Origin of the sequence: Aurantiacibacter zhengii (assembly GCF_003584125.1) — a bacterium.
Classification (GTDB): Bacteria; Pseudomonadota; Alphaproteobacteria; order Sphingomonadales; family Sphingomonadaceae; genus Alteraurantiacibacter; species Alteraurantiacibacter zhengii.
In genome coordinates, this window is the sequence record NZ_QXFL01000002.1 from 393,768 (window position 1) to 410,723 (window position 16,956).

Annotated in this window: 29 protein-coding genes; 21 read left to right on the plus strand and 8 right to left on the minus strand. The window is 61.6% G+C overall.

The window, feature by feature from the left end; translation table 11 throughout:
- Positions 1–61: 61 nt before the first annotated feature.
- From D2V07_RS05455 to pspF, 5 genes are all read right to left on the minus strand, one after another.
- Positions 62–667, minus strand: a complete 606-nt coding sequence (locus D2V07_RS05455; RefSeq protein WP_407641581.1) for a DUF448 domain-containing protein — start codon at positions 665–667, stop codon at positions 62–64.
- 64 nt (positions 668–731) lie between these two features.
- Entirely contained in the window at positions 732–2,396 is a 1,665-nt protein-coding gene (gene nusA, locus D2V07_RS05460; RefSeq protein ID WP_119585530.1) for a transcription termination factor NusA, read from the minus strand.
- Positions 2,396–2,956 (minus strand): ribosome maturation protein RimP, encoded by a 561-nt coding sequence (gene rimP, locus D2V07_RS05465; RefSeq protein WP_119586090.1) that lies wholly within the window; start codon positions 2,954–2,956, stop codon positions 2,396–2,398. The genes nusA and rimP overlap by 1 nt, the downstream gene beginning before the upstream one ends.
- 172 nt (positions 2,957–3,128) lie before the next feature.
- On the minus strand, positions 3,129–3,542 hold the full coding sequence (locus tag D2V07_RS05470) for a hypothetical protein (protein ID WP_147366910.1): 414 nt from the start codon (positions 3,540–3,542) through the stop codon (positions 3,129–3,131).
- Between the two features lie 157 nt (positions 3,543–3,699).
- The gene (pspF, locus tag D2V07_RS05475) at positions 3,700–4,731 is read right to left on the minus strand and encodes a phage shock protein operon transcriptional activator (RefSeq protein ID WP_119585534.1); all 1,032 of its coding nucleotides are present in this window, start codon (positions 4,729–4,731) and stop codon (positions 3,700–3,702) included.
- Between the two features lie 152 nt (positions 4,732–4,883).
- Here pspF and D2V07_RS18535 point away from each other — a divergent pair, with 152 nt between their 5' ends.
- From D2V07_RS18535 to D2V07_RS05535, 13 genes are all read left to right on the plus strand, one after another.
- The gene (locus D2V07_RS18535) at positions 4,884–5,036 is read left to right on the plus strand and encodes a hypothetical protein (RefSeq protein WP_158586774.1); all 153 of its coding nucleotides are present in this window, start codon (positions 4,884–4,886) and stop codon (positions 5,034–5,036) included.
- On the plus strand, positions 5,033–5,866 hold the full coding sequence (gene pspA / locus D2V07_RS05480; protein ID WP_407641582.1) for a phage shock protein PspA: 834 nt from the start codon (positions 5,033–5,035) through the stop codon (positions 5,864–5,866). Before D2V07_RS18535 ends, pspA begins: the two co-directional genes overlap by 4 nt.
- Positions 5,867–5,886: 20 nt before the next feature.
- Entirely contained in the window at positions 5,887–6,174 is a 288-nt protein-coding gene (pspB, locus tag D2V07_RS05485) for an envelope stress response membrane protein PspB (protein ID WP_119586094.1), read from the plus strand.
- Positions 6,171–6,548: an envelope stress response membrane protein PspC gene (pspC, locus tag D2V07_RS05490; protein ID WP_119585535.1), complete on the plus strand. Its 378-nt coding sequence runs from the start codon at positions 6,171–6,173 to the stop codon at positions 6,546–6,548. The genes pspB and pspC overlap by 4 nt, the downstream gene beginning before the upstream one ends.
- 23 nt (positions 6,549–6,571) lie before the next feature.
- Entirely contained in the window at positions 6,572–6,871 is a 300-nt protein-coding gene (locus D2V07_RS05495; protein ID WP_119585537.1) for a hypothetical protein, read from the plus strand.
- Positions 6,871–7,218: a hypothetical protein gene (locus D2V07_RS05500; RefSeq protein ID WP_119585539.1), complete on the plus strand. Its 348-nt coding sequence runs from the start codon at positions 6,871–6,873 to the stop codon at positions 7,216–7,218. The genes D2V07_RS05495 and D2V07_RS05500 overlap by 1 nt, the downstream gene beginning before the upstream one ends.
- Entirely contained in the window at positions 7,218–7,529 is a 312-nt protein-coding gene (locus D2V07_RS05505; RefSeq protein ID WP_119585541.1) for a hypothetical protein, read from the plus strand. Before D2V07_RS05500 ends, D2V07_RS05505 begins: the two co-directional genes overlap by 1 nt.
- Positions 7,529–7,828, plus strand: coding sequence for a hypothetical protein (locus D2V07_RS05510; RefSeq protein WP_119585543.1), 300 nt, complete (start codon positions 7,529–7,531; stop codon positions 7,826–7,828). The genes D2V07_RS05505 and D2V07_RS05510 overlap by 1 nt, the downstream gene beginning before the upstream one ends.
- Entirely contained in the window at positions 7,825–8,067 is a 243-nt protein-coding gene (locus D2V07_RS05515) for a hypothetical protein (RefSeq protein WP_119585545.1), read from the plus strand. The genes D2V07_RS05510 and D2V07_RS05515 overlap by 4 nt, the downstream gene beginning before the upstream one ends.
- A 35-nt stretch (positions 8,068–8,102) precedes the next feature.
- A complete protein-coding gene (locus tag D2V07_RS05520; RefSeq protein ID WP_119585547.1) occupies positions 8,103–8,342 on the plus strand; it encodes a hypothetical protein in 240 nt (79 codons plus the stop codon).
- A 23-nt stretch (positions 8,343–8,365) separates the two neighbouring features.
- On the plus strand, positions 8,366–8,773 hold the full coding sequence (locus D2V07_RS05525; RefSeq protein ID WP_119586096.1) for a SufE family protein: 408 nt from the start codon (positions 8,366–8,368) through the stop codon (positions 8,771–8,773).
- Positions 8,774–8,894: 121 nt separating this feature from the next.
- Positions 8,895–9,053, plus strand: coding sequence for a YqaE/Pmp3 family membrane protein (locus D2V07_RS05530; RefSeq protein WP_119585549.1), 159 nt, complete (start codon positions 8,895–8,897; stop codon positions 9,051–9,053).
- Between the two features lie 78 nt (positions 9,054–9,131).
- Positions 9,132–10,412, plus strand: coding sequence for a DUF3422 family protein (locus tag D2V07_RS05535; protein WP_119585551.1), 1,281 nt, complete (start codon positions 9,132–9,134; stop codon positions 10,410–10,412).
- Between the two features lie 6 nt (positions 10,413–10,418).
- Here D2V07_RS05535 and D2V07_RS05540 read toward each other — a convergent pair whose 3' ends face one another.
- From D2V07_RS05540 to D2V07_RS05550, 3 genes are all read right to left on the minus strand, one after another.
- On the minus strand, positions 10,419–10,919 hold the full coding sequence (locus D2V07_RS05540) for a sterol desaturase family protein (RefSeq protein WP_119585553.1): 501 nt from the start codon (positions 10,917–10,919) through the stop codon (positions 10,419–10,421).
- 4 nt (positions 10,920–10,923) lie between these two features.
- A complete protein-coding gene (locus D2V07_RS05545) occupies positions 10,924–11,679 on the minus strand; it encodes a fatty acid desaturase (protein WP_119585555.1) in 756 nt (251 codons plus the stop codon).
- 88 nt (positions 11,680–11,767) lie between these two features.
- A complete protein-coding gene (locus D2V07_RS05550; protein WP_119585557.1) occupies positions 11,768–12,172 on the minus strand; it encodes an acyl-CoA thioesterase in 405 nt (134 codons plus the stop codon).
- Between the two features lie 99 nt (positions 12,173–12,271).
- Between D2V07_RS05550 and leuC the strand changes: the two genes are divergently transcribed.
- The 8 genes from leuC to D2V07_RS05590 all read left to right on the plus strand — a co-directional run bounded on the left by leuC (position 12,272) and on the right by D2V07_RS05590 (position 16,954).
- A complete protein-coding gene (leuC, locus tag D2V07_RS05555; RefSeq protein ID WP_119585559.1) occupies positions 12,272–13,714 on the plus strand; it encodes a 3-isopropylmalate dehydratase large subunit in 1,443 nt (480 codons plus the stop codon).
- The gene (locus tag D2V07_RS05560; RefSeq protein WP_199698732.1) at positions 13,701–14,195 is read left to right on the plus strand and encodes a DNA-deoxyinosine glycosylase; all 495 of its coding nucleotides are present in this window, start codon (positions 13,701–13,703) and stop codon (positions 14,193–14,195) included. The genes leuC and D2V07_RS05560 overlap by 14 nt, the downstream gene beginning before the upstream one ends.
- A 39-nt stretch (positions 14,196–14,234) precedes the next feature.
- Positions 14,235–14,393 (plus strand): isopropylmalate isomerase, encoded by a 159-nt coding sequence (locus D2V07_RS05565; protein ID WP_119585561.1) that lies wholly within the window; start codon positions 14,235–14,237, stop codon positions 14,391–14,393.
- Positions 14,393–14,998 (plus strand): 3-isopropylmalate dehydratase small subunit, encoded by a 606-nt coding sequence (gene leuD / locus D2V07_RS05570; RefSeq protein WP_119585563.1) that lies wholly within the window; start codon positions 14,393–14,395, stop codon positions 14,996–14,998. Before D2V07_RS05565 ends, leuD begins: the two co-directional genes overlap by 1 nt.
- Before the next feature lie 52 nt (positions 14,999–15,050).
- Positions 15,051–15,374 (plus strand): DUF1476 domain-containing protein, encoded by a 324-nt coding sequence (locus D2V07_RS05575; RefSeq protein ID WP_119585565.1) that lies wholly within the window; start codon positions 15,051–15,053, stop codon positions 15,372–15,374.
- Between the two features lie 4 nt (positions 15,375–15,378).
- Positions 15,379–15,612 (plus strand): BolA/IbaG family iron-sulfur metabolism protein, encoded by a 234-nt coding sequence (locus D2V07_RS05580; protein WP_119585567.1) that lies wholly within the window; start codon positions 15,379–15,381, stop codon positions 15,610–15,612.
- Positions 15,613–15,655: 43 nt separating this feature from the next.
- Positions 15,656–15,988 (plus strand): Grx4 family monothiol glutaredoxin, encoded by a 333-nt coding sequence (gene grxD, locus D2V07_RS05585; protein WP_407641587.1) that lies wholly within the window; start codon positions 15,656–15,658, stop codon positions 15,986–15,988.
- A gap of 87 nt (positions 15,989–16,075) precedes the next feature.
- Positions 16,076–16,954 carry a hypothetical protein gene (locus tag D2V07_RS05590; RefSeq protein WP_119585571.1) on the plus strand — a complete coding sequence of 293 codons (879 nt, stop codon included), beginning with the start codon at positions 16,076–16,078 and terminating at the stop codon, positions 16,952–16,954.
- The last annotated feature ends 2 nt before the right edge of the window (positions 16,955–16,956 follow it).

The window sequence follows — 16,956 nt, forward strand, 5'->3', positions numbered from 1 at the left end:
CCTTCAAAATCAAACAGTCACGCTTCCCGATCCGGGAAGCTTGGTCCGCCACCCGGCGAGGTTACGTTTCGGCCACCGCCCCGGCGGCCCCCAGAAAGGTCTGCAGGCGCCCCAGCGGAATGGCGAACCGCTGCGCCGATCTGGTATCGGCAAGCGCCAGGTGGACGACATTGTCGCGGCCCAATGCCACAGACAGGGCCTCGCGGTCCAGTGGCAGGCGCTCGCCTGTCTTCCCGGACCCTTCCTCATCGAGGCCGACGCGCCACGCCTGATCCAGCTTGCGGCACCCGTCCTCTTTCGCGTCCGCCGCATGATAAAGGGCGGCCACCGCCCCCATCCGCGCCTCGTTCGCGATGCGGTCGGACCCCAAGATAAGGCGTCCGCTGCGCATTTCGAGACCCAGTCTTTCCAGCGCGGCCTTCTTCAGTGCGATTTCCACGCGCGCAGGCAGATCGTCGGGCACGTTCAGGTCGCCGGTCTTGAAGGCCCGCGACAAGGCGCCCTTCAGTCTGCCGCTTGCCATCGCATCGGCAAGTTCGGCCTTCGATACGCCGATCCACGCCCCGCGCCCTGGCGCCTTTGCCAAGGCATCGGGCAGCACGTCACCGTCAGGAGACACAGCCAGGCGCACGAGAACGTCGCGCGGCGAGGTCTGTCCCGTCAGCACGCAGCGACGCTCGCTCCCCTTCTCAGGCGAGGCGTGGGCTTCGGTTTTAGGCGAACCTAATGGGTCATTGCGAGGATTCCGCATCGGCGGCCTCCTCTGCTTGGGGCGCGGTTTCGGCTGCCGGAGCGGCCTCTTCCTCGTCCTCGAACCAGTGGGCGCGGGCGGCCATGATGATCTCATTGCCCTGCTCTTCGCTCAGCCCGAAAGCACCCAGCACACCGCCCTTGTCCTGCTCACGCTGCGGACGACGCACCGGCGGGCCGGCATCGTTGTTGCGGCGACGCGGGGCTTCGCGCTTCTTGGCAATCAGCTCGTCGGTGGCGAGATCGGCAAGATCGTCGAGATCCTTGATCCCGGCCTTGCCCAGCACCACCAGCATTTCTTCGGTGAGGTGCGGCAGTTCGGCAAGGTCGTCTTCCACGCCGAGTTCGCGGCGCGTCTCGCGATGCGCGGCTTCCTGGCGCTCGAGCGCTTCCTGGGCTCGGCTCTGGAGTTCCTCGGCTAGTTCCTCGTCGAAACCTTCGATGGTGGCGAGCTCTTCAAGCTGCACGTAGGCAACTTCTTCCAGCTCCGCGAAGCCTTCGGCCACGAGGAGCTGCGAAAGGGTTTCGTCGACGTCCAGTTCTTCCTCGAACATCTTGGAGCGCGCGGAAAATTCCTTGCTGCGCTTTTCCGAGGCTTCTTCCTCTGTCATGATGTCGATCTGGCTGTCGGTCAGCTGGCTGGCAAGACGCACGTTCTGGCCGCGGCGACCGATGGCGAGCGAAAGCTGGTCGTCAGGCACGACAACCTCGATGCGGCTCTCGTCTTCGTCCAGCACCACGCGCGAAACGGTGGCGGGCTGAAGGGCGTTCACCACGAACGTTGCGGTGTCCTCGCTCCAGGGAATGATGTCGATCTTCTCGCCCTGCAGTTCCTGCACCACGGCCTGCACGCGGCTACCCTTCATGCCGACGCAGGCGCCGACAGGATCGATGCTGGAATCGTGGCTGATCACGCCGATCTTCGCGCGGCTGCCCGGATCGCGGGCAGCGGCCTTGATCTCGATGATGCCGTCATAGATTTCCGGCACTTCCTGCGCGAACAGCTTGCGCATGAAATCGGGGTTGGCGCGGCTGAGGAAAATCTGCGGGCCGCGATTATTGCGCTCCACCTTGCTGATCAGCGCGCGCACGCGCTCGCCCACACGGGCGGCTTCGCGGGGGATCTGCTGGTCGCGGCGGATCACGCCTTCGGCACGGCCGAGGTTGACGATCACGTGGCCGAACTCGACCGACTTGATGACGCCAGTGATGACTTCGCCGGCGCGGTCCTTGAATTCCTCGTACTGACGCTCACGCTCGGCATCGCGGACCTTCTGGAAGATCACCTGCTTGGCACTCTGCGCGTCGATGCGACCCAGGTCGTCCATGGCAGGCAGCGGATCGACGATGAAATCGCCCACGGCGGAACCCGGCTCCAGCTTCTGGGCCTGCTCGACATCTACCTGCTTGAAGTAGTCTTCGACTTCCTCGACCACCTCGACCACGCGCCACAGGCGCAGGTCGCCGGTCTGCGGGTCGAGCCGGGCGCGGATGTCGTTTTCCTGGCCGAAACGCGCACGCGCGGCTTTCTGAATCGCTTCTTCGAGAGCTTCGATAACGATGCTCTTGTCGATCATCTTTTCCGACGCGACGGCGTTGGCGATCGCAAGCAGTTCAGCCTTGTTGGCAGACATTGGGCTAGCCATCAGTCTTGAGCCTCTTCTTCCTGTTCGAGTTCTTCGATATCTTCGACACCGCTCATGTCGAGCGGCTGGGTTGCTGCCATCAGCTTGTCGGTGAAGACCAGCTGGGCTGCATGTATTTTATCCATCGGCACGGCAATGCGCCCGGCCTTCTTATCCGCAATCGTCACGAGATCGCCCTCGATGCCGACAAGTTCGCCGGTAAGATTGCGATGCCCGTCGACCTTTTCCGACAGGGCGATCTTCGCTTCGTGCCCTGCCCATTCCGCATAATCCTTGGGGCGGGTAAGTGGGCGGTCGATGCCGGGACTGCTGACTTCCAGGTTGTAGGCGCCGCGCACCAGTTCCTCGCCAGCTTCCTCGATCGCGTCAATCCGGTCGGAGACGCGGCGCGAAAGCTGCATGCACTGTTCCACCAGCAACTGGCCGGTGGCGGGGTCTTCGGCCATGATCTGCAAGGCGCGTTCCTCGCCGGAGCCCGTCATTTTCACGCGCACGAGTTCGAAACCAAGCGCCTTGGCTTCGGGTTCGATCACTTCGGTAAGGCGCGCAATATCGGCCAAGCGGTTCTCCATCAGTCAGCCAGACATCGCGGACAAAGCAGTTTCTCGCCGGCCCCTTTCGGCGCCAGCCCTACAAAGTCACGACCATGTCGGGATTGCGGCTATGTAGGCGCACCAGCGCCAGAAGGCAACATCAAAGCAATCTGCGGCAAAAGAAATGCCGCAATGTGGATCAGTCGCGGCGCCGCCCCCGGCCACCACTGTCTGACGATGCGAAGATTCCCTTCGCCTTTTCCAGCGCGTTGTCTCCCCAGCCGCCGTCGTCATCGTCGGCGTAAAGCTCGCTCGCAGGATCGCCATATTCGCCGATCACGTAATCGTCTTCGGCGAGCAGTTCCTGGTTTGCGGTTGCATCATCGGTTGCCTGCCGCTGCGGAGCGCCGCCTGCGAAAATGACCTGCGCCGTGGGAGCCGACTCGTCTTCCACGGTTTCGAGGCCGGAAATCCCCCAGCCACCCACCACCGCGACAGATGCGAAGAACGCCGCCGCGCTGAAGCCGATTGCTCGCCGGCTCTGGCGCGCGAAGGGCCGCCGGACGCTGGATCTTGCGGGAGTATCGGGCATGGAAATGGCAGTCTTGGGCATCTGATCCGTTTCGGCTCGGTGTTCGTCGGCATGACCCGGCATTCGGCACTCGCAGCAAAAGCCAGGATCGCGCCTTTCCGTGGTTTTCCTTAGGCTACAGTTCCTAAGTCCTGCTTAACATCATGTCAGCAAGCGCCGCGCGGAGGTGATCTTCGGTTCAGGAGGACTGGATCAGGTCGTGCTTCTTGGTGCAGTGGCGAAGCTGGTCGTATGTCAGTCCCAGCGCCTTCGCAGTCTGGCGCTGGTTCCAGCGGTTTGCACCCAGGGCGTGCTCCACAATAGCTCGCTCGTGCGCATCCACTGCAGCGCGCAGGTCATCGATCTTGTCGTATCGCGGGGCGGATTGCTGCGGCGCGCGGTCGGAGGCCTCGCTATTACTCTTGGCCGAATGAGAGCCCGACACCGGCAGCGGCTTCCACGGAGAGTCGAACGGATCGAATACGACTTCGCCAATAGGATGGTCCCAGTTGTCCCAGCGGTAAATGGCGCGTTCCACCACGTTGCGCAGTTCGCGCACGTTGCCTGGCCAGGGATGCTCTTCCATTGCCGCGGCAATGTGATCGGCGAAGCCTGGCCATTCCTCCCACCCCAGTTCGGCGGCCATGCGCCTGCCGAAATAGTCGGCCAGCACCGGAATGTCCCCCTCACGCACGCGCAGCGGCGGCAGCGTGATGACTTCGAAACTCAGGCGGTCGAGCAGATCGGCGCGGAAAGAGCCCTCGTCCGCCCGGCGGGGCAAGTCATCGTTGGTAGCCGCCACGATACGCACGTCCACCCGCGTGGGGCGGCTGGCACCGATGCGGGTCACCTCGCCGTATTCGACAGCGCGCAGCAGCCGTTCCTGCGCGCCCATCGACAATGTGCCCAGTTCGTCGAGAAACAACGTGCCTCCGTCGGCTTCCTCGAACCTCCCCTCGCGCGCTCTGGTAGCGCCGGTGAAGGCACCCTGCTCGTGGCCGAAGAGTTCGGCTTCGATAAGGGTCTCAGGAAGCGCCGCGCAGTTCATCGTGACCAGCGGCTCTTCCCACCGGTCCGACAGGCGGTGGAGGCGTTCGGCAATCAGTTCCTTGCCGGTGCCGCGTTCGCCGATTACCAGTACGGGACGCGCCATCGGCGCCGCGCGGCTTGCTCGCTCCACCGCGTCGAGAAAGGCGCCGGACTGGCCAATGAATTGGTTATCGCGCTCCATTGCCAAGACATAGTGCAAATTCCCAACACTTGGCAACATAAACCAACGCGCAAGTCCTCGACCTTGTGCAAAAGCGCAGATTTCCGCCATTCCCACAATTTGGCACGCCCGTTGCAATTCATCGGGTAGAAAGGGTTTAGGAGGAAATACCAATGTTCGATCGCCGCTTTTTCAGCAGCCAACTGGGCCAGGCGGCCCTCGTGAGTGTTGCTGCGATGATCGCCTTCACGGTCTTTGCCGGAATCCAGCCAATGGCTGAAAGCCAGGCCATGATCGTCGGTCTGCCGACGGTAGAGCTGGCGTGACCGACAACAATCGCAACCCCCTGGCGCCGCTGGTACGCGGGACCGCGCGGATTGGCTCTCGTCTCGATCAGGAGATAGAGCGGATTCGCACAAGCCCCACGCCAACCGCCAACTCGCTTAACATCGGAGGACCCTTGATGGGTATTTTCTCGCGCACTCGTGACATCATCGCCGCCAATTTCAACGAGCTTCTCGACCAGGCCGACGATCCGGCGAAGATGATCCGCATGATCATCCTCGAAATGGAGGAAACGCTGGTGGAAGTCCGCGCCAGTGCGGCGCGCACGATTGCCGACCAGAAGGAAATGCACCGCCACACCGTGAAGCTGGAGCGGTTGCAGGCCGACTGGGCCGACAAGGCACAGCTGGCGCTTTCCAAGGATCGCGAGGACCTGGCCCGGGCTGCCCTGGTGGAAAAGCGCAAGGCCGGCGACACCTGCGACCAGCTGAAGCAGGAAATTGCCGTGCTGGACGACGCGCTGCGCGCCTACGAGCAGGACATTGCCAAGCTGCAGAACCGCCTGCGCGAAGCCCGCAGCCGCCAGAGCCAGATTTCGGCCCGCCTGGAAAGCGCGGAGAACCGCGTGAAGCTGCGCAGTCTGATGACCAGCGACCGGGTGGACGAGGCGCATGCCCGTTTCGACCAGCTGGAACGCCGCGTCGACTACGCAGAGGGCCGCGCCGATGCGCTGAACATTGCGCAGGACAAGATGTCGCTCGCCGACGAATTCGCTGCCCTGGAAGGCGGTGACAAGGTCGACGACGAACTGGAGGAAATGAAGCGCGCGCTTGGGAAAGGCAGCAGCGCTCAGAAAGATGAAGGGGAATAACCGTGGATGATTTTTTCGCAATGATCGTGGTGGCAATGATCTTCATCGGGTTGCCGTGGGTGATCTTGCACTACGTGACCAAGTGGAAGACCGCAGCCACCATCACCACCGACGACGAATCGCTGCTGGAGGAACTCTACCAGCTGGCAAAGCGCCTGGATGAACGGATGGACACGGTCGAACGCCTTGTCGCGTCCGACAACCCGGACTTCGAACCGGCGCGCATCCGCCATGATAAGGCTATCGACAACGTACCGCTGCGCGAGCTGGAGGAACTGCTCGCAGAGAAGAAGGGAGACCACGCATGAACAGCCCCCGCACAACGCTCTATCGCGACAAGGTGAATGGCAAGGTCATGGGTGTCTGCGCAGGGATTGCCGACTACACCGGCATCCAGGCCATCTGGGTCCGACTAGCCGCCGTCTTCCTGACCTTCGCTGTCAGCGGCCTGACCATCCCGATGTACTTCATCGCCGGCCTGCTGCTGAGCAAGAAGCCCGCGCACCTCTACACCGCGCCCGATGAGACGCAGTACTGGCAGCGCGTACGGCAGAGCCCGAAACGCACGGCACGCGAAATCCGCGCCCGCATGAAGGACATCGACCGCCGCCTGGCCGACGTTGAGACCTACTACGTCTCCGCCAACCCGCGCCTGTCACAGGAAATCGAACGACTGCGCTGAGATATTCGCAAAAGGAACTGAAAATGGAATGGATTCTCGTGCCCCTCGCACCGTTCCTCATGGTCCTCGGGATCGTATGGATACAGTCGCGAAGCAAGCTTGAGGAAAAGCGACTGGCGGCGACGGCTGAACAAACGAGCGAAAAAGCCGCGCAATACGCCAGCAAGGTGCAGCAGTTGGAAGATCGGGTGAAAGTGCTGGAACGCATCGTCACTGACAGGGGCTACGACATTGCCACTCAAATAGAGGCTTTGCGCGACCAGCGCTCGGTCGATGAAGGCAATGGTATCCCGCTTGAAATCTCGAAAAGGGAGAAGGCCTGATGAACATGGAGACCGCCTTTTTCATCGTAGGCATCGTCATTGCGTGTAATTTTGGCTGGGTCATTAATAACTGGATCCGCGCCAAGCACGGCTATCCGCTGGAGGACGAGTACGGCGGCACGGTCGAGCGATCCGATACCAGCGAAGCGAAGCAACTGCGCGAGCAGAACCAGCAGCTGCGTGACGTGATGGAGCGCATGGAAGACCGCATGATCGTGCTCGAACGCATCGTCACCGACAAGGGCTACACCGTGGCCGAGGAGATCGAGGCGCTGCGCGACAAGCCCGCCCGCTCCACCCGTGACAACGGCATGCCCCTCAATTTCGAGCAGAAGGAAAAGGCCTGATGGAACTGATCACCGAAACCACCGTGATCGCCGGTGTCGCCATTATGACAGCAGGCTGGATCGTAAACACCTGGATGCGCATGAAGCATGGCTATCCGCTGGAAAACAGCTGGGGCAAGGCCGTCTATCCCAAGAATGACCAGGCGGTGGAACGCGTCAAGCTTCTGAGCCAGGAAAATGCCGCGCTGCAGGCGGAACTCGGTTCGCTCAAGGATCGCCTCGCCAATGTGGAGCGCATCGTGACCGATAGCGGCTACCAGTTGACGCACGAGATCGAGAGCCTGCGCAGCACCAGGAAGGATGCGAACTGATGGACGGTGACCTTATTCTTATCTTCGGCTTCATCCTCAGCCTGCTGCTGGTGATCCTGCCGTTTGCCTACATCGTCAACAAGCGGGTGAACGAGCACGAGGAACGCAAGCTGGAGATCAAGGCCCGGATCGAGGAGGCGAAGGCCCAGCAGGCCATGAACGGCCGCCAATTGTCCGACGACATGGAAGACCGGATGCGGGTCCTGGAACGCATCGTTACCGACCCCGGCGCAGACCTGTCGCGCCAGATCGAAGAATTGCGCGCCGACCGCTCGGCGCGGGAGGAGAGAATATCGTGAGCTTCTGGAGTGCCATTGTCCTTATCGTCCTGATTACCGCGGTTGCCGGGATCTTCCGCAATCGCAGCAGTATCGAGGGACGCGGCACCCTTCCGGAAGCGCAGGATACCAGCGCCCGCGAACGGGAACTGGAATACGAGGTGGAGGCACTGCGCGAGCGCGTGAAGGTGCTTGAACGCATCGCCACCGATCCGGCCCGCCGCACCGCCGAAGAAATAGAGAAACTGCGCGACGAGTGATCGTCGCCGCTCAAAACGCCCGCAGGGAGGACCAAATGACGCAAATCGACCTGTTGATCGCCGCCAGCAGCCTGCTTGCGCTGGCCATGCTGACCGCTTCCGCCCTGCTGGGTTGGCAGGGCTGGCTCGCCCTCAAGAACCGCGAGCTGGAAATGAACCGCATGCCAGCGGAAATGGAAGGTGGATCGCGTGAAGGCATGGCACGGATCGAGATTGCTGACCTCAAGGAACGCATCCGCAAGCTTGAAGCCATCGCGAACGGGGTGGACCTGTGACGCGCAGCCACTAGATGGCAGACATGCGCACACTTGAAGACATCCAGGAAGAATACGAATTTCTCGAAGGCGACGAACGTTATCGCCTGCTGATCGAGCTGGGCCGCGAACTGGACGAGATGCCCGCTGCCCTGAAGACAGACGCCACGCTTGTTCGCGGATGTTCGGCGCAGGTCTGGGTCTATCCAACCGGAAATTCCGACAAACTGCATTTCGTCGCCGACAGCAACGCCGCCATTACCAAGGGCATCGTCGCGCTGGTGATCGCCGCTGTGCAGGACAAGCCTGCGACCGAGGTGGCCGGCATGGATGTCGCAGAGGCGCTCGCCCCCTTCGATCTGAAAAACCAGCTTTCATCCAATCGCACCCAGGGCGTGCCCAACATGATCGCGCTGGTACAGGAACACGCGGCGCGCATCTCGGAAGGGTAACGCGCGCGCTTCATCGGAAGTTGACGCGCGCAACAGCCGGACAGCTCCGGTTTCTTGGAACGCGCCTGCATTCGACCCGTTGAAAAGGCAAACGGAGGGGGTAACTTTCAGGAGACCCCAAATGGCTATTCTTATTCTTATCGCTACCATTGTTCTGCCGCCGGTAGGTGTGGCGGCAAAGCACGGACTGGGCGGAACCGCCCTGCTTAATCTCGTGCTGACCCTGCTTGGCTTCATCCCCGGCCTGATTCACGGTCTGTACGTGAACTACGCTCGCTAAGGGTTCGTCTCGCGCAAAGCGATTGCGCTCTACCAAGGTGTAGGCCATGCTCCTCCTTGGTGAACCCGGGGGGCCGGCATGCGCGATCACGAATTGCGAAAACAGGTGGTGTCCGAAATGCACCTGCGCCGCTGGCCGGTGCTGTCGGTGCCCTGTTTCATCGTCCAGTGGGTGCTCATCGTCGCGCCGGAAGAACGCGAAGACGAAGCTGCCTATCTCGATGGATTTCGCGATCCTGAGGCGAGACATACAAATGCGCCGCATCTGTCGGGTTTCCTGGCCGATGGCGTAGAGTTCTCGTGGGAGCGCCATAGCGAAGGCACCAGTCTTTCACTTTTCATCGACGATGTTTCCGAGGAAGAGCTGGCGTCGGCCACCCTCCCCGACCGGGTGCACGAGGCCATCGAATGGGCTCGGGGGCTTCCCGGCAAGATAATGCGCGCAATCCAGATTCGCGTTGTTGCCGATGATGCTGCGGCCGAGCGATTGCTGCCGCACATGGACTTCCTTCGCTCCGAACTGATCTCCTGCAATTTTGGCGGCGCACCGCGCATGTGGGGCGATTTCCGCTTGAAGGACGACGGGTTTGGCAAGCTGGTGGTGGCTGCCAACGGCACGGACCTGCGCGACTTCAGCAGGCTGGTCCAGCGGCTTCAGGACCTGGACAATTATCGCAACCGTGCATTGCTAGGCCTGCCGACCGCGCAAAAGGCCTGGCCTAAACTCGATGCCGTGGGAGTAAGGCTTGCCGAAGTGGCAGCGCGCATTGCGGGTGACGAGGCAAAGGACGATATCCTGCTGGAACAGCTTTCCACTTACAGCGCTGAACTCAATGCCATCGCCAATGCAATCGACTACCGCCTCAGCGCTACCGCGGCCTATGCCCAGCTGGTGAACGAGCGGCTGGAGCAACTGCGCGTGACACCGATAGACGGTTATGCCTCACTGGTGGATTTCACCCAGCGCCGGTTCCTGCCCGCGATCCGCACATGCGCCGCGGTGAAGGACCGGCAGCTCGGGCTGTCTGCACGGGCAGAGCGAGCCGCCAGCCTCCTGCGCGCGCGCATCAGCACGCGGATCGAGAACCAGAATGCGGAACTGCTGCGATCGATGGATCGCAGCACCCGCATGCAACTGCGACTGCAACAACTGGTGGAAGGCCTGTCGGTCGTCGCGCTCAGCTATTACCTGATCGGGCTGGTCGGTTATGTCCTGAAAGGGGCGGGCCACAGATGGCCCGGCCTCGATGCCGAGGTCGCACTGGCCGTCATCACCCTGCCCGTAGTGTTAGTGGTGTGGCTGGCGACACGTCTCTTGAAAAAGCGCCTGTTGCAGGGCCCCGACCGGCGGCTGCCCTAGTCGATTTCAGGCTTTGGCGCTGTCGCGCACCACGGCGATACCCGCTTCGCGCTGACGCCTCAGGTCGGCCTTCAGCGCGGCGGGATCGCGCGCGAAGAGAAAGCCGAAGCTTACCCCGCCCTCCTTGCCGATGGTGGCATGGTGCAACTTGTGGGCCTGCACCAGCCGCTTGGCATAGCCGCGCTTGGGTACCCATTTGAAATAGCGCTGGTGAACAAGGCCATCGTGAATCAGCGTGTAGATTAGGCCGTACACGGTAATCCCGAGGGCGAACCACCAGAGGAAATCGGACACGAAATAGCCGACGATGAACATCACGATTACGATGCTGCCGAAAACCACTGCGAACAGATCGTTTTTCTCCAGCATGTTGTCGTGCGGTTCGTGATGATCGCGGTGCCAGCCCCAGCCCCAGCCGTGCATCACGTACCGGTGCGCCCACCAGGCGAACCCTTCCATGAAGGCGACCGCACCGACAACGGTGAGGACTATTTCGGCTACGCTCATCTCTTCAGCTCCGTATCGACTCAGCAAGGCCGCGCCGGCAGCGCGGGAGTGCCCACCACGGGGTCTGCGGAAACCTGTGGTGTTCGTGATGATAGCCGAAATGGAAACACGTTGCGAGGCTGACAAGGGGTGAGAAATCGTCCGAGCGGGCATTGTGCCTGTCATTGAAGGTGTCGTGCGCGTGGCGATGCGGCCGATAGGTGCCGAAATAGAACAGCTGCATGCTCGATGCGATGGCAGGCAGGCCGAACACCAGCACGATCTGGGTCATGGGCACGCCCACAAACAGCCAATAGGTCGTCACGATGGTGCTGACGTAAAGCACTGACTGCCAGCCGAAATAGCGGCGCAGGAATGTGCCGTACCAGCGCCAGAAGTTGCTGGGATTGACGGTGTCGAAGTCGGGATCGCCCTCCCCCCCGGCATGGCGATGATGATCGAAATGCGCGTCGCGCATCTTGCGCCAGCCAAACCCTGCATAAAGAAACAGCAGTCCGCCCCCAATTGCGGAATTCAGGCGCGGGAAACCGGGAGCCAGCGACCCATGCATGGCATCGTGGCTGATGATGAAGACACCCACCGAGAGCCAGCACTGAACCACCGCAATGGCAAGCGCTGCCGGCAGAGTGCTCCAGCTGAGTTCGAAAACGAAGATCGCGTAAAAGTGCAATCCCAGCCAGCCGCCCACTATCGCGATCGCCAGGCCGAGGCCGACGAGGGATTGCGCGCTGCGGGGAATGGCGTGGGCGGATTGAACCATTACACCAAGGCCTTAGAGCAGTATGCCTTGCAGGCAAACGCGGCAAATGGTCCCTGTCTCAGGGGCCGCAACGAATTGCTCGCGACAGTTACTCTCGCGGCAGGCCGAAATAGCGTTCCGCCACGTCCTGATTGATGCGCGCGGGCCGATGGGTTTCGCTGTCGATGCAGCACCACATGGACTGCACCTCTGCCAGCACATCCTCGCCGCGGCGAATCACCGTGTTGTAGAAGCTGCGTGCGCCCTTGATCTTTTCCAGCACCGTTTCGGCGATCACGTCATCATGCAGGAAGGCGGGCCGACGATAGGTGATCTCGTGCTTCAGGGCGACCCAGGCCTTGCTCGCCACTTCTTCTGCCGGGGCAAGCTTCTGCCAATGCTGCAGGACCACGTCCTGCACCCAGTTCAGATAACGCGAATTGTTCACGTGCCCCATGAAATCAATATCATCGGGCAGAATCTTGATCGGAATCGCGAAGGGCTTGATTGACATGAATGTAAGTTAGGCCTGCAACGTTAACTTTCCAAGACACGAAAAAGCCTTTTCTCGTTATTCTTGGCGGAAAGTCTTCCCCGCGCTATCTGGCGACCCATGTCCAGCAAGCCACGCACCCTGTACGAAAAGATTTTCGATGCCCATGTGGTGGAGCGGCGCGATGATGGCACCTGCCTGATCTTCATCGACCGTCACCTCGTCCACGAAGTCACCAGCCCCCAGGCGTTCGAAGCGCTGCGGATCAATGCCCGTAAGGTGCGCCACCCGGAACTAACCCTGGCCGTTCCCGACCATAACCTGCCCACCACGGCGCGAACCGATGCGCAGGGCAACCGCATGCCGATTGCCGACGAGGAAAGCCGCGCGCAGCTTGCCGCACTTGAGCGCAACACTCACGATTTCGGCATTCGCTATTTCGATGCCACGGCCAGGCAGCAGGGCATCGTTCACGTTGTCGGACCGGAACAGGGCTTCTCCCTACCGGGCACCACCATCGTCTGCGGCGACAGCCACACCGCTTGCCACGGTGGTCTTGGTGCATGGGCCTTCGGCATCGGTACCAGCGAGGTGGAGCATGTGCTCGCCACGCAGACACTACTGCTGCGCCCATCGAAAACGATGGAAGTGCGCGTGGAGGGCGATCTGGCGCCCGGCGTCACGGCGAAGGATCTGATTATGCACATCATCGGCGTGATCGGCACCGCTGGCGGCACCGGCCACGTGATCGAATACCGCGGCAAGGTGTTCGAACAGATGAGCATCGAAAGCCGACTGACTGTGTGCAACATGAGCATAGAGGGCGGTGCACGCGGCGGCCTGATCGCGCCCGACGAAACCACTTTCGCCTACATTAAGGGCCGCACCTTCGCGCCCACGGCGGACGAGTGGGACGATGCTGTCGCCTACTGGAAAACGCTGTATTCCGACCCCGATGCCGTGTTCGACAAATCCGTGACGATCGATGCGCGCGAAGTGGAACCCTCGGTGACGTGGGGTACGAGCCCAGAGGATGTGGTCGCCATCGGCGGCACCGTTCCCGATCCCGCCGGTTTCACCGACCCTTCCAAGCAGGAAGCTGCCCGCGCCAGCCTCGATTACATGGGCCTCACGCCCGGCACCCGGATGCAGGATATCGCCGTGCAGAACATCTTCATAGGCAGTTGCACCAACAGCCGCATCGAAGACCTGCGCGCCGCCGCCGAGGTTTTGCGCGGTCGTCGCAAGCACGCGAACATCAAGTGGGGCATTGTCGTGCCAGGCTCGGGCCTGGTGAAGTTGCAGGCAGAGGCAGAGGGGCTGGACAAGGTCTTCACCGACGCGGGCCTCGAATGGCGGGAGCCGGGCTGCTCGGCCTGCCTCGGGATGAATCCGGACAAGGTGCCTGCCGGGGAACGCAGCGCCTCTACCAGCAACCGCAACTTCGTGGGTCGGCAGGGGCCGGGCGCGCGCACGCACCTCGTCTCGCCCGCCATGGCCGCCGCTGCTGCCGTGACAGGCCACCTTACCGATGTGCGCGAACTGATGCGTGAGCCTGCGTAAACAATCCTTCGCTCCGGTGGTCCGCCCCGATACGCGTCTGCTCATCCTGGGCAGCCTGCCGGGCGAGAAATCATTGGCCGCAGCGCAATACTATGCCCACCCGCGAAACGCATTCTGGAAGCTGATGGAACAGGTGATTGGAAGTGATCTGGTGGCGCTGGACTATCCTGCGCGGCTGGAGGCGCTGTCGCGACACAAGGTCGGCCTGTGGGACTCGGTGCAATCCGCCGAACGCAGAGGCAGCCTCGATGCCGACATGCGCGAGATAGAAACCGCTGACCTTACATCGCTCGTCGCCACGCTCCCTGAACTCAGGGCCGTGGCTTTCAACGGCAAGACCTCGGAAAAAGCTGCTCGCCCGCAACTGGCGCAGAGCGCTTTAAGACTTGTATCTCTGCCCTCCTCCAGCCCCGCGCACGCGGCGATGACTTTCGAGGAGAAAACCCGACACTGGACCAAATTGCGCGAATTCTTGCGCTGAATATTGCAACCCTCACGCCCCGGGAGCATTGGAAATACCATGACTGATAAAATTCCAAAGACAGCCGCAATCGCCGCCGGTGCCATCGGCTCTGCCGCCGTAGCCGCCGCATTGCTCTACGTGAACCGCCGCAAGAAACAGAACGAGCCGACGCAGCCCGGCCCCATCCCGAGTGGCGAGAAGCCGGAAACCGACTGATGGAAAAGGTCTCGCATATCGAAGGCCGCGCCATTCCGTTCGGGCGCAAGAACGTGGATACCGACGTAATCATCCCTGCGCGCTGGCTGAAAACGGTGAGCCGCGAGGGACTGGGCCAGGGCGCTTTCGAAACCGTGCGGGCGAAAGATCCCGACAACGTTTTCGATAGCGAGGAATTCGCCGGGGCTCCGATCCTTGTGGCGGGTGACAATTTCGGCTGCGGGTCCAGCCGCGAACATGCCGCGTGGGCCATGCTCGACCTGGGCATCCGCGCCGTGATCGCGCCCAGCTTTTCGGACATCTTCGCGGGCAACGCCTTCAAGAACGGCATCCTCACCGTCGTCCTGCCACCGGAACAGGTGCAACGCCTGCTGGAGGTCGCAAAAACCGATCCGATCTTCATCGACCTTGAAAGCCAGAGCGTGACCACGCCGTTCCAGGATCGCTTTACCTTCGAGATCGATCCGTTCCGCAAGCACTATCTGCTCGAAGGTCTCGACGAAGTGGGCCTGACGCTGGAGCGCGACGAGGCTATTTCCCGTTACGAAGAACGACTTGCTGCAGGCAGGCCCTGGCTGGCTCGCGGAACGGGAGTTGCGGCCTGATCGTCCGGCGGGCTATCTCGTCACACGAATTCTTCACAAGGACCGATTCCCCATGACCAATTTCAATGACCGCGAGCGCGCTGAAGAAGCCAAGTACGCGATGGATGAAGAGACCGCTTTCAAGGTCGCTGCGCGCCGTAACCGGCTGGTAGGCGAATGGGCCGCTGGCCTCATGGAACTGACGCCTGAGGAAACCGATGCCTACAAGAAGGCTGTCGTGCAGGCCGATTTCGAGGAAGCTGGCGACGAGGACGTGATCCGCAAGGTACTGGGCGACCTTACCCAGGCAGGGTGCGACGTCGACGAGGCGCAGGTGCGTGCCAAGCTGGCGGAAATGGCTATCGAGGCCCGCCGCCAGTTCATGAGCGAGTCCTGATCTGATGCCCATGCCCGCAGCCCAGATCGAAGCGCTTATCAAAGCCGCCATTCCCGATGCCACGGTGGAAATAGAGGCGCTGGCGGACGATCACGACCATTGGCTGGCGCGCGTATCTTCTGCCGAATTTGCAGGCAAGAACCGCGTGCAGCAGCACAAGATGGTGTTTGCCGCGCTGGGCGGCCGCATGGGCGGAGAGCTTCACGCCTTGCAACTGCACACCAGCGTTCCCAACTGACTGCTATCAGTTTCCAAATTATCCGGTGGGTCAGATGAGCGATATGAACGCCAATACCAACGAACGCATTTCCAAGATTGTCGGTGATGCCGACGTCGTGCTCTTCATGAAGGGCACGCCGCTGTTTCCGCAGTGCGGCTTTTCCAACCGCGCGGTTTCGATTCTCGATCATTGCGGTGTCGCCTTCGACAGCGTCGACGTGCTGCAGGACATGGAAATCCGCCAGGGCATCAAGGCTTATTCCGAGTGGCCCACGATCCCGCAACTTTACGTGAAGGGCGAATTCGTGGGCGGCAGCGACATCATGATGGAAATGTTCGAGGCTGGCGAGCTGCAGCAGTTGCTGGACGAAAAGAAGGTTGCGAAGGCTTCCTGAAATCAACGGAAGCCCTTTTGGGCGGGCTTCAATTCCATTCAGGTGCGAACGTTTAGGCTCCGGCAATTCGATTCGCCTGGAGGCTTCATGATCCGTACCCTGTTCCTTTCCGCCGCCCTTACCCTTGCTGTTCCGGCGATGGCGCAAGACGGCGTGCCGGATGACATGGCCGAACGTTCGGCTGAAGCCCGCGCTGCCGAGGCAACCGCCCGGCAGATGGTCGCCATCCAGCAAGCCAGTGCAGTCGCGCAGCAGCAGTATCTCGGCATGACCGGTGCGGCGTTCGGCGATGGCTATCGCGGCGCTGTTGCGTTCCCCGGGGAAGCGTCTGATGTGTGGAATGTCGTGCTCGTTGCCGCTCGTGGTGAAGGCACGCAGGCCCCGCTGGTCGCCCTGGCGGAGTATGAGATCGCGCAGGGGAACATTCGGAGCGAAACTCTGCACGAGGCCGGATCCGAACCGGCACTTACCGGCACGGCGTTGCAGATGGCGCGCGCAAAGTATGTCGCTCCGCGCGCCGTGATTGCCGCACCGGGCGTCGGCTATTGCCTCGACGGTGAGCCCGCTGCCGAAGGCTCCACCCATTCGGTGAGCTATATCCCGCTAGTCCTGCCGCCCAACGAGAGGGGCGAAATCGAAACCTATGTGCTGAACGGACCGCTGGCCGAAGGTTCGATACCCTTGGGCAAGCACTACCGCGTCAATTTCGATGAGTTCGGGCAGGTCGGCGATCCCGAAGTTGTGACCGACACCTGCGAGGTTATCGAGTGGCAGGAGGACAATCCCGAACTGGCGATGAGCGTCTATGTCACGCAGTACGAAGACCATATCGCGCCAAGCGTGATCCATGCCTTCATCTCCGCAAACCTACCCATGAGCATGGGTGTGGTGACTGGCGACATCATCTGGCCGATGGCAGGCGGCGCGATCGCCGCGCCCGTCCCCGCTGCCGAGGCAGGGTACTAAAC

What these genes read in the sequence shown, in the direction of transcription:
- nusA (WP_119585530.1), bottom strand. Translation starts at nt 2,396, where the DNA reads ATGGCTAGCCCAATGTCTGCCAACAAGGCTGAACTGCTTGCGATCGCC.
- D2V07_RS05470 (WP_147366910.1), bottom strand. Translation starts at nt 3,542, where the DNA reads ATGCCCAAGACTGCCATTTCCATGCCCGATACTCCCGCAAGATCCAGC.
- pspF (WP_119585534.1), bottom strand. Translation starts at nt 4,731, where the DNA reads ATGGAGCGCGATAACCAATTCATTGGCCAGTCCGGCGCCTTTCTCGAC.
- D2V07_RS18535 (WP_158586774.1), top strand. Translation starts at nt 4,884, where the DNA reads ATGTTCGATCGCCGCTTTTTCAGCAGCCAACTGGGCCAGGCGGCCCTC.
- pspB (WP_119586094.1), top strand. Translation starts at nt 5,887, where the DNA reads ATGATCGTGGTGGCAATGATCTTCATCGGGTTGCCGTGGGTGATCTTG.
- pspC (WP_119585535.1), top strand. Translation starts at nt 6,171, where the DNA reads ATGAACAGCCCCCGCACAACGCTCTATCGCGACAAGGTGAATGGCAAG.
- D2V07_RS05495 (WP_119585537.1), top strand. Translation starts at nt 6,572, where the DNA reads ATGGAATGGATTCTCGTGCCCCTCGCACCGTTCCTCATGGTCCTCGGG.
- D2V07_RS05500 (WP_119585539.1), top strand. Translation starts at nt 6,871, where the DNA reads ATGAACATGGAGACCGCCTTTTTCATCGTAGGCATCGTCATTGCGTGT.
- D2V07_RS05505 (WP_119585541.1), top strand. Translation starts at nt 7,218, where the DNA reads ATGGAACTGATCACCGAAACCACCGTGATCGCCGGTGTCGCCATTATG.
- D2V07_RS05510 (WP_119585543.1), top strand. Translation starts at nt 7,529, where the DNA reads ATGGACGGTGACCTTATTCTTATCTTCGGCTTCATCCTCAGCCTGCTG.
- D2V07_RS05520 (WP_119585547.1), top strand. Translation starts at nt 8,103, where the DNA reads ATGACGCAAATCGACCTGTTGATCGCCGCCAGCAGCCTGCTTGCGCTG.
- D2V07_RS05525 (WP_119586096.1), top strand. Translation starts at nt 8,366, where the DNA reads ATGCGCACACTTGAAGACATCCAGGAAGAATACGAATTTCTCGAAGGC.
- D2V07_RS05530 (WP_119585549.1), top strand. Translation starts at nt 8,895, where the DNA reads ATGGCTATTCTTATTCTTATCGCTACCATTGTTCTGCCGCCGGTAGGT.
- D2V07_RS05535 (WP_119585551.1), top strand. Translation starts at nt 9,132, where the DNA reads ATGCGCGATCACGAATTGCGAAAACAGGTGGTGTCCGAAATGCACCTG.
- D2V07_RS05540 (WP_119585553.1), bottom strand. Translation starts at nt 10,919, where the DNA reads ATGAGCGTAGCCGAAATAGTCCTCACCGTTGTCGGTGCGGTCGCCTTC.
- D2V07_RS05545 (WP_119585555.1), bottom strand. Translation starts at nt 11,679, where the DNA reads ATGGTTCAATCCGCCCACGCCATTCCCCGCAGCGCGCAATCCCTCGTC.
- D2V07_RS05550 (WP_119585557.1), bottom strand. Translation starts at nt 12,172, where the DNA reads ATGTCAATCAAGCCCTTCGCGATTCCGATCAAGATTCTGCCCGATGAT.
- leuC (WP_119585559.1), top strand. Translation starts at nt 12,272, where the DNA reads ATGTCCAGCAAGCCACGCACCCTGTACGAAAAGATTTTCGATGCCCAT.
- D2V07_RS05565 (WP_119585561.1), top strand. Translation starts at nt 14,235, where the DNA reads ATGACTGATAAAATTCCAAAGACAGCCGCAATCGCCGCCGGTGCCATC.
- leuD (WP_119585563.1), top strand. Translation starts at nt 14,393, where the DNA reads ATGGAAAAGGTCTCGCATATCGAAGGCCGCGCCATTCCGTTCGGGCGC.
- D2V07_RS05575 (WP_119585565.1), top strand. Translation starts at nt 15,051, where the DNA reads ATGACCAATTTCAATGACCGCGAGCGCGCTGAAGAAGCCAAGTACGCG.
- D2V07_RS05580 (WP_119585567.1), top strand. Translation starts at nt 15,379, where the DNA reads ATGCCCATGCCCGCAGCCCAGATCGAAGCGCTTATCAAAGCCGCCATT.
- grxD (WP_407641587.1), top strand. Translation starts at nt 15,656, where the DNA reads ATGAACGCCAATACCAACGAACGCATTTCCAAGATTGTCGGTGATGCC.
- D2V07_RS05590 (WP_119585571.1), top strand. Translation starts at nt 16,076, where the DNA reads ATGATCCGTACCCTGTTCCTTTCCGCCGCCCTTACCCTTGCTGTTCCG.